7 protein-coding genes and 1 pseudogene are annotated in these 9,004 nt (G+C 70.3%); 3 read left to right on the forward strand and 5 right to left on the reverse strand.

Annotation, left to right across the window (positions count from 1 at the left end; genetic code table 11):
• The 3 genes and pseudogenes from FV222_RS32015 to rpsO all read right to left on the reverse strand — a co-directional run.
• Window positions 1-81, reverse strand: a pseudogene (locus FV222_RS32015) (DUF2892 domain-containing protein); the annotation flags it as partial.
• A 164-nt stretch (window positions 82-245) separates the two neighbouring features.
• The gene (gene pnp / locus FV222_RS11030) at window positions 246-2,465 is read right to left on the reverse strand and encodes a polyribonucleotide nucleotidyltransferase (protein ID WP_147814273.1); all 2,220 of its coding nucleotides are present in this window, start codon (window positions 2,463-2,465) and stop codon (window positions 246-248) included.
• Between the two features lie 312 nt (window positions 2,466-2,777).
• Window positions 2,778-3,047, reverse strand: coding sequence for a 30S ribosomal protein S15 (gene rpsO / locus FV222_RS11035; RefSeq protein ID WP_147750959.1), 270 nt, complete (start codon window positions 3,045-3,047; stop codon window positions 2,778-2,780).
• Between the two features lie 504 nt (window positions 3,048-3,551).
• Here rpsO and serA point away from each other — a divergent pair.
• Window positions 3,552-4,799 (forward strand): phosphoglycerate dehydrogenase, encoded by a 1,248-nt coding sequence (serA, locus tag FV222_RS11040; RefSeq protein WP_147750970.1) that lies wholly within the window; start codon window positions 3,552-3,554, stop codon window positions 4,797-4,799.
• Between the two features lie 317 nt (window positions 4,800-5,116).
• Window positions 5,117-6,559: an amino acid permease gene (locus tag FV222_RS11045; protein ID WP_147814275.1), complete on the forward strand. Its 1,443-nt coding sequence runs from the start codon at window positions 5,117-5,119 to the stop codon at window positions 6,557-6,559.
• Window positions 6,560-6,766: 207 nt separating this feature from the next.
• Here the strand turns inward: FV222_RS11045 and xth are convergent, their stop codons facing one another.
• The gene (gene xth / locus FV222_RS11050; protein WP_147814277.1) at window positions 6,767-7,576 is read right to left on the reverse strand and encodes an exodeoxyribonuclease III; all 810 of its coding nucleotides are present in this window, start codon (window positions 7,574-7,576) and stop codon (window positions 6,767-6,769) included.
• A gap of 175 nt (window positions 7,577-7,751) precedes the next feature.
• Here xth and FV222_RS11055 point away from each other — a divergent pair, with 175 nt between their 5' ends.
• Window positions 7,752-8,471, forward strand: a complete 720-nt coding sequence (locus FV222_RS11055) for a lysophospholipid acyltransferase family protein (RefSeq protein WP_147750962.1) — start codon at window positions 7,752-7,754, stop codon at window positions 8,469-8,471.
• 156 nt (window positions 8,472-8,627) lie between these two features.
• On the opposite strand, the gene FV222_RS11060 is transcribed toward FV222_RS11055, so the two are convergent.
• Window positions 8,628-9,004 (reverse strand): cupin domain-containing protein (locus FV222_RS11060; protein WP_210248481.1); only part of this gene is annotated, 377 nt, incomplete at its 5' end.

Here is a 9,004-nt window from a genome sequence, read left to right on the forward strand (position 1 = left end):
GAGCGCCACCGAGACCGCGCGCTCCGTGGTGCTGAGGTTCGGCTCGCCGCTGAAGATGTCGTGGATCATGTCGTTGGCCATGGAATCGACTGCACTCCTGTTGGGGTTCGCGGATCGAACGCCTTGCGAACGCCGCCGTTCCTCAAGCCGTGTCGTTTGCCGCCGCACCGGAACCGCCCACGAAAAAGGCGCGGCCCCCTAGGGGATCGCGCCGTCTTCGCCGTCAGGACCTCAGGTCCAGACGATCAGTCGTTGGCGTTGCGACGCTCGCCGCGGCTGCTGCGCTCGCTCCGCTCGCGCGGGGCCCGCTCCTCGCGCTCGGGCTCGCCGCGCTCGGCGCGCTCGGCCTTGAGCTTCTCGGTGAGGTCCTCGCCGGTCTCCTGGTCGACGACCTTCATCGAGAGGCGGATCTTGCCGCGGTCGTCCTGGCCGAGGAACTTGACCTTGACCTTCTGGCCCTCGCTGACGACGTCCGTCACCTTGGCGACCCGCTGGGCGGCGAGCTCCGAGATGTGGACGAGGCCGTCCTTGGCGCCGAAGAAGTTCACGAAGGCGCCGAACTCCATCGTTTTCACGACGGTGCCCTCGTAGATCATGCCCGGCTCGGCTTCCGCCACGATCGAGCGGATCCAGTTGTAGGCCGCCTTGATCGCCTTGCCGTCGGCCGAGGCGATCTTCACCGTGCCGGAATCGTCGATGTTGATCTTGGCGCCGGTCTTCTCGACGATCTCGCGGATCACCTTGCCGCCGGTGCCGATCACTTCCCGGATCTTGTCGGTGGGGATCTGCATGGTCTCGATGCGCGGCGCGTACTCGCCGAGCTCGGGGCGGGCGGCGGTGAGCGCCTTGGCCATCTCCACGAGGATGTGGGCGCGGCCGTCGCGGGCCTGGTCGAGGGCGACCCGCATGATCTCCTCGGTGATGCCAGCGATCTTGATGTCCATCTGGAGCGAGGTGATGCCCTCGTCCGTGCCGGCCACCTTGAAGTCCATGTCGCCGAGGTGGTCCTCGTCGCCGAGGATGTCGGAGAGCACCGCGTAGCGCTCGCCCTCGAGGATGAGGCCCATGGCGATGCCGGCGACGGGACGGCGCAGCGGAACGCCCGCATCCATCAGCGACAGCGAGCCGCCGCAGACCGAGGCCATCGACGACGAGCCGTTCGACTCGGTGATCTCGGACACGACGCGGATCGTATACGGGAACTCGTGGGCCGGCGGCAGCACCGGGTGGATCGCGCGCCAGGCGAGCTTGCCGTGGCCGATCTCGCGGCGGCCGGGCGAACCCATGCGGCCGGTCTCACCCACCGAGTAGGGGGGGAAGTTGTAGTGCAGCAGGAAGGTCTCCTTGTAGGTCCCCTGCAGCGCGTCGATGTACTGCTCGTCCTCGCCGGTGCCGAGCGTCGCGACGACCAGCGCCTGCGTCTCGCCGCGGGTGAACAGCGACGAGCCGTGGGCGCGGGGCAGCACGCCGACCTGACTCTCGATCGGGCGGACGGTCTTCACGTCGCGGCCGTCGATGCGCGAGCCGGTGTCGAGGATGTTCCAGCGGACCACCTTCGACTGCGCCTCCTTGAAGGCGGCCTTGACCTTCTCGGGGGCGAACTTCTGCTCGCCCTCAGCCGGGCAGAGCGCGGCGACCACCTTCGCCTTCACGGCGTCGACGGCCTTGTAGCGCTCCTGCTTGACGGTGATCTTGTAGGCGTCGCGCAGCTCCGACTCGCAGACGACGAGCACGGCGGCCTCGACGTCGGCGTTCTCCGGCGGGGAGAAGGCGCGCGGCTCCTTGGCGGCCTTCTCGGCCAGGCGGACGATCGCCTCGATCACCGGCTGGAAGTGCTTGTGGCCGAACATCACGGCGCCGAGCATGATCTCCTCGGAGAGCTCCTTCGCCTCGGACTCGACCATCAGCACCGCGTCGGTGGTGCCGGCGACGACGAGGTCGAGCACCGCGCCGTCCATCTCCGGGACCGGCGGGTTCAGCACGTACTGGCCGTTGGCGTAGCCGACGCGGGCCGCGCCGATCGGGCCCATGAACGGCACGCCCGACAGGGTCAGCGCCGCGGAGGCCGCGACCATCGCCAGGATGTCGGGATCGTTCTCGAGGTCGTGGGTGAGCACGGTCACGACGACCTGGGTGTCGTTGCGCCAGCCGTCGATGAAGAGCGGGCGGATCGGGCGGTCGATCAGGCGGGAGACCAGGGTCTCCTTCTCGGACGGGCGGCCCTCGCGCTTGAAGTAGCCGCCGGGGATGCGGCCGGCGGCGTAGGCGCGCTCCTGATAGTTCACGGTGAGCGGCAGGAAGTCGATCCCGACCTTCGGCTCCTTGGAGGAGACGACGGTGGCGAGCACCGAGGTGTCGCCGTAGGTGGCCATCACCGAGCCGTCGGCCTGGCGCGCGACCTTGCCGGTCTCCAGCACGAGGCGGCGATCGCCCCACATCAGCTCTTCACGTTGTACGTCGAACATTCTGTTTTCCTTGCCATCGTGCGGCGGGCGAACCCGGCGCGGCCAGGGGCAAGACGGCGGGACACTCCGGCGGCGGAGTGCCCTGCGATCCTGTCCCTGGTGTTCGCGCCTCGAAGTCGCCCGTTGCTCGGAGGGCCGGACCCGTTCCGGCCACCCGAGGTACGGGAGCGTCCTCCGCGATCCTCGGATCGCGAAAGACACCCCATCTCGGTGTGTCGTCGCATTTTCTTCACGCGAGCCGGTGTCCGCCTCGCTCGAAAATGCTTTCCATAAAAAACGGTCCCGAGCCGGGCTCGGAACCGCGTGCAGTGCTTAGCGGCGGATGCCGAGGCGCTCGATGAGGCCGCGGTAGCGGGCCTCGTCCCGACGCTTCACGTAGTCGAGCAGCGAGCGGCGCTGCGAGACCATCTTCAGGAGGCCGCGGCGGGAATGGTTATCCTTGCCGTGGGTCTTGAAGTGGGCGGTCAGGTTGGTGATCCGCTCGGTGAGGATCGCCACCTGGACCTCCGGCGAGCCGGTGTCCTTGGCGACGGTCGCGTATTCCTTGATGAGCGCGGTCTTGCGCTCTGCCGAGATCGACATCGCAGTGCCTTTCAGGTGAGGTGTTCGGAGGTGCCGTGCGGTCGCCCCTCCGAAACGGGAGGGCTGCGCGTCGGCAGGCGCGGGTCGTGCTCGGATCTTGGCCGATGCCGGGATGTCGTCCAGCAGGGTCGTTGGCCCAAGCGGTTTCGGCCCCGCCCGTCGCCGGGCCGAGGCCGCGCGGACCATACACGAAACCCTCGCCGACGCCAGCCCGGCGCGGGCACGCGGTCAACCGCTCGAAAGCGCTTGCCTTATTCTCCTTCGGCTTCAGTCGCCGGCGCCCGCCTCCGCGGGCTTAGGCTTTCGCTCCGCGGGGCGCTCTTCGCGCGCAGAGCCGCAGGCCCAGGCCGGATATAACGGCGCGCGGATGCATCCCAGCCATCCCCATGCGTCGTTGCTTCGCGGCATTGCGGCTCCTAACGCTGCCGCAACGCGGCGCGACGCGCCTCTCGCCACATGACCGATCGCACCATGAACCACGAACTGCCCCCCGAGACGCTGGTCCTGCCGGAACGGCTGTCCCTGCCGAAGGACAAGATCCGGGTGCTGCTGCTCGAAGGCATCAACGACAGCGCCGTCGGCCTGATGCAGGCGGCGGGCTACACCAACCTGGTCCGCCTGCCGAAGGCGCTCGACCGCGACGCCCTGCACGCGGCCCTGAAGGGCATCCACATCCTCGGCATCCGCTCGCGCACCCAGCTCGATGGGGCCGCCCTCGACGCGGCCGACCGGCTGCTCGCGGTGGGCTGCTTCTCGGTCGGCACCAACCAGGTCGACCTCGACGCCGCCCGCCGCCGCGGCGTGCCGGTGTTCAACGCGCCGTTCTCGAACACCCGCTCGGTGGCCGAGCTCGTCATCGGCGAGATCGTGATGCTGCTGCGCCGAATCGTGCCGCGCTCGGTCGGGGCGCATGCGGGCCAGTGGGACAAGTCGGCGACGGGCTCCGTCGAGGTGCGTGGCAAGACGCTGGGCATCGTCGGCTACGGCAACATCGGCACGCAGCTCTCGACGCTGGCCGAGGCCATGGGCATGCGGGTGGTCTTCTACGACCACACCGACAAGCTTCGCCACGGCAACACCGAGCCGACCGCCTCGCTCGCCGACCTGCTCGCCCAGAGCGACGTGGTCTCGCTGCACGTGCCCGAGACCGACGCCACCGCCAACATGATCGGCGAGGCCGAGATCCGCGCGATGAAGCCGGGCGCCTACCTGATCAACAACGCCCGCGGCACCGTCGTCGACCTCGACGCGCTCGCTCGCGCGCTCCGCGACGGGCACCTGGCGGGCGCCGCCGTCGACGTGTTCCCGGTCGAGCCCGGCTCGAACCAGGAGCGCTTCGTCTCGCCGCTCCAGGGCCTGGAGAACGTGATCCTGACCCCGCATGTCGGCGGCTCCACCGAGGAGGCGCAGGAGCGCATCGGCGCAGAGGTCGCGCGCAAGCTCGTGGACTATTCCGACATCGGCTCGACGATCGGCGCGGTGAACTTCCCGCAGGTGCAGCTGCCGCCGCGGCCGACCGGCGCCCGCTTCATCCACGTGCAGCAGAACCTGCCCGGCATGCTCAACCGCCTGAACGCGGTGTTCTCCAGCGCCGGCATCAACATCGCCGGCCAGTTCTACCAGACCGACGGCGAGGTCGGTTACGTGGTGCTGGAGACCGACGCGACCAACGCCGACGCCGAGACCCTGCTCGCCGAGATCCGCGCGATCCCGGGCACGATCCGCGCGCGGCTGCTGTACGAGCGGCGCTGAGGGGGGCGGTCGCGCGTCGCGCTGCCTTCGAACTGACGTCCATCGCGGCATGACAGCACCGGATGGATCGTTCGAAGCACCGCGCGACCCCCTCTCCCATGGGGAGAGGGTCGGGGTGAGGGGCGTGACCTCTCAGGACAGGGCACGCCCCTCATCCTGTCCTTCTCCCCCTGGGAGAAGGGACCCGCGCTCGCCTCCGCAGCCGGCCGGAGCCTGATCGCGGAGCGCGCGAAGATTCATTGCCCGACGCGGCTATCGCTGGCGCGGCTCTTGCCGCAGCCTCGCGCATCGCCCGCGGGTTCGGACCACGCCATCCCATGAGCACCGGCCTCTTCGCCACGAAGAAATCCGTCGCCGCGCTCGTCGCCGCGCATGACGACGAAGACGGCCCGGCGCTGGCCCGCGACCTGTCGGCGTTCGGGCTGGTCTGCATCGGCCTGGGCGCGACGATCGGGGCGGGGATCTTCGTCCTCACGGGCACGGCCGCCGCGCAATATGCCGGGCCGGCGCTGGCGCTGTCGTTCGTGGCCGGCGGCATCGCCTGCGCCTTCGTCGGGCTGTGCTACGCGGAACTCGCCGCGATGATCCCGGTGCCGGGCTCGACCTACGCCTACACCTACGCGACGCTCGGCGAGCTCTGCGCCTGGATCATCGGCTGGGACCTCGTCCTGGAATTCGCCTTCGCCGCGGCCACCGTCGCGGTCGGCTGGTCGGGCTACGCGCAGAGCCTGCTGGCGGATGCGGGCCTGCGCCTGCCCGCGGTCCTCGCCGCAGCGCCCGGGGGAGGCGGCCTCGTCAACCTGCCGGCGGCGGGAATCGTCCTCGCGCTGACGGCGCTGCTGATGCGGGGCAGCCGCGAGGCCTCGTGGGTCAACGCTGCGATGGTGGCCCTTAAGGTCGCGATCATCCTCGGCTTCGTCGGCGTCGGCGCCGCGCACCTGAAGCCGGAACTGTGGCACCCGTTCATCCCGGAGAACACCGGAACCTTCGGGGAATTCGGCTGGAGCGGCATCCTGCGCGGGGCCGGCGTGGTGTTCTTCGCCTTCATCGGCTTCGAGACGGTCTCGACCGCCGCCGGCGAGACCCGTGATCCGCAGCGCGACGCGCCGATCGGGCTGCTCGGGTCGCTGGCGGTGAGCACCGTGCTCTACGTGGCCGTCGCCGCGGTGCTCACCGGCCTCGTGCCGTACCGGTCGCTGAACGTCGCCGACCCGATCGCCAGGGCGATCGACGCGATCGGGCTCGGCGGCTTCAGCGTCGCGATCAAGCTCGGCGCGCTGGTCGGGCTGACCACCGCGACGCTGACCGCGCTCTACGGGCAGGCGCGGGTGTTCTACGCCATGGCCCGCGACGGCCTGCTGCCGCGCCTGTTCGCACGGGTGAGCCCGACGACGCGCACGCCGATGTCGAGCCAGGCGACGATCGGCGGGCTCACCGCGCTGGTCGCCGCCCTCGTGCCGATCGAGGAGCTGGGCGAACTCGTCAGCATCGGCACGCTGTTCGCCTTCGTGCTGGTCTGCACCGCGGTCCTGATCCTGCGGCGGACCGAGCCGGACCGGCCGCGCCCGTTCCGGGTCCCGGCGGTCACGCCGGTGGCCGGCCTCGGCATCCTGTCGTGCCTGCTGCTGATGGCGGGCCTGCCGGGCGAGACCTGGATCCGCCTCGCAATCTGGCTCGCGCTCGGCCTCGCCCTCTACGCGGGCTACGGACGCAAGAACGCCCGCCGGGTGAGGGCGGGCGCGTCGCAGGCATCAGGCTGAAACCGGACCACAGGGGGCATGCCCCCGTGGCTGGGTGCAGACGCTCAGAACGAGCGGCGGTGCGGGGTCTGCCCGCCGCCGTAGCGGCGGCGGAGATACGAGACGACCTTCGGCAGCAGGAAGGCGAGCAGGATCTTTCGCATGGGTCGGCGGACCTTCTTCACGAGCGTGTGAAGGTGCAATGCGCCGAGCCCGTCCGCGTTCCGGTCAGAGCTCCAGCGTCAGCGTCACGGGCGCGTGGTCGGACGGGCGCTCCCAGCCGCGGACGTCCCGCGCGACGTCGACCTTGCGCACGGTGCCGGCCAGGTCCGGCGAGACCCAGGCGTGGTCGAGTCGCCGGCCCTTGTCGGCCGCCGCCCAGTCGGGCGAGCGGTAGCTCCACCACGTGAAGATCTTCTCGGGCGGCGGGGTCAGCAGCCGCGCGGTGTCGACCCAGCCGACCTCGTTGCGCAGGCGTTCGAGCGCCTCGGTCTCGACCGGCGTGTGGCTCACCACGTCGAGGAGTTGCTTGTGCGACCAGACGTCGTGCTCAAGCGGCGCAACGTTGAGGTCGCCGACGAGGATCGCGGGCCCCTTCATCCGGCGCCCGCCCCAGGCGCGCAGGTCGCGTAGAAAATCGAGCTTGTGCGCGAATTTCGGGTTGAGGGCGGTGTCGGGCACGTCGCCGCCGGCCGGCACGTAGAAATCGTGCAACGCGATGCCCGCGGCCGCGCCCGCCTCGGGGCCGAGCACCGCCGAGATGTGGCGCGCGTCCTGGCGCTCGCAGAAGCTCATCACGTCGCGGGTGATCAGCGGGAACCGCGAGAGGATCGCGACGCCGTTGTAGCCCTTCTGCCCGGCGAAGACGACGTTCTCGTAGCCGGAGCCGCGCAAGGCCTTCAGCGGGAAGGCGTCGTCCGGGCACTTGGTCTCCTGCAGGCAGAGCACGTCGGGCTTCGCCTCGGCGAGGAAGCGCAGCACGAGGTCGATGCGCAGGCGCACCGAGTTGATGTTCCAGGACGTGACGGTGAGGCGCAACGGAAACGCTCGCGGTTCTCGGGGGGACGCGGCTGGATAGCGCGATTCGGCCGTGCGATCGACGCCGCGACCGGGGGCCTCGCGGAAATGGCGTGCTCAGCCCAGGACGACGGAGTATGTCCGCGCACGGACCACCGCTCGCCCCCCGCTAGACGACACGCCAGAGACATCGCCCTTGCCGCGCATCCGCTCCGTCCTGTTCAACGCCTACTGGGCCGCCTGGACCGCTCTGTTCCTGGCGCCGCTCGCAGTGCTGGCCGCTTCCGGCTCGCCGGTCCGGCCGATCCGCGCGGCGACGCGCCTGTGGGCGCGCGGCATCCTGTTCGGGCTCCGCACGATCTGCGGCCTGCGCTACGTCGAGGAGGGGCGCGAGCGCATCCCGAACGAGCCCTGCCTGATCGTCGCCAACCACCAGTCGGCCTGGGAGACGCTGGCCTTCCTGATCCTGGTGCCCGACGTGGCGATCATCGCCAAGCGCGAGCTGGTCGCCATCCCCGTGGTCGGCTGGTTCCTGCGCCGCTCGCCGATGATCATCATCGACCGCGCCAACGGCACGCAGGCCCTGCGCACGATGATCGACGAGAGCCGCGCCGCCGTGGCCGACGGGCGTTCGGTGCTGATCTTCCCCGAGGGCACCCGCGGCACCATCGCGGAGAAGCTGCAGTTCAAGCGCGGCGTCGAGCTGCTGTACGGGCGGCTCGGCCTGCCGGTGCTGCCGGTGGCGGTCAACTCCGGGCTGTACTGGCCGACCGGGTCCTCGACGCGGGCCGGCACCGTGACGGTGAGCTACCTCGCCCCCCTGGCGCCGGGCCTGTCGGCGGCCGAGTTCATGCGCGGCACCGAGGGCGCGATCGACAGCGAGCTCGATCGCTGGCGCCCCAGGGCAATCGCCTGACAGCGCTTGCCCCGTTTTTCATTGCGGCCTCAATCGCCGGCGCCCGCATCCGCGGGCTCGGGCTTCCGCTCCGCGGGGCGCTCTTCGCGCCCTGAAGCCGCGAACGCGGCTTCCAGCGACCGCCCTGGCTGGAATCCCCGGGCCGCGTAAGGCGCTTCAGTCGACGGCGCCGTAATAGGTAAAGTGCTTCTTCACCGGCTCGATCACGTCCCAAGTGCCGGAAAAACCTTTCGGTGTGACGAAGGCGTCGCCGGCCCGGTAGGTCTTCGCGGTGCCCTCGGCGTCGGTGACGATCACGACGCCTTCGAGCAGGTGGATGAACTCGTCCCGGCCGAAGTCGATGCGGAACTTGCCCGGGCGGCAGGTCCAGATGCCGGCGGCGAACAGCTTGTCGGGGCTCTCGTAGACGTAGGTCGCGGTCTGCTCCGGGCGGCCGGAGAGGATGCAGGACCGCTCGGGCCAGTAGCCGGCGGCCGGCGGCCGGCCGGCGGGGAAGTCGACGTTGGTCACCGTCGGCCCGGCCAGCACCGGCG

Source organism: Methylobacterium sp. WL103, assembly GCF_008039885.1.
In the GTDB taxonomy this organism is placed as follows: Bacteria; Pseudomonadota; Alphaproteobacteria; order Rhizobiales; family Beijerinckiaceae; genus Methylobacterium; species Methylobacterium cerastii.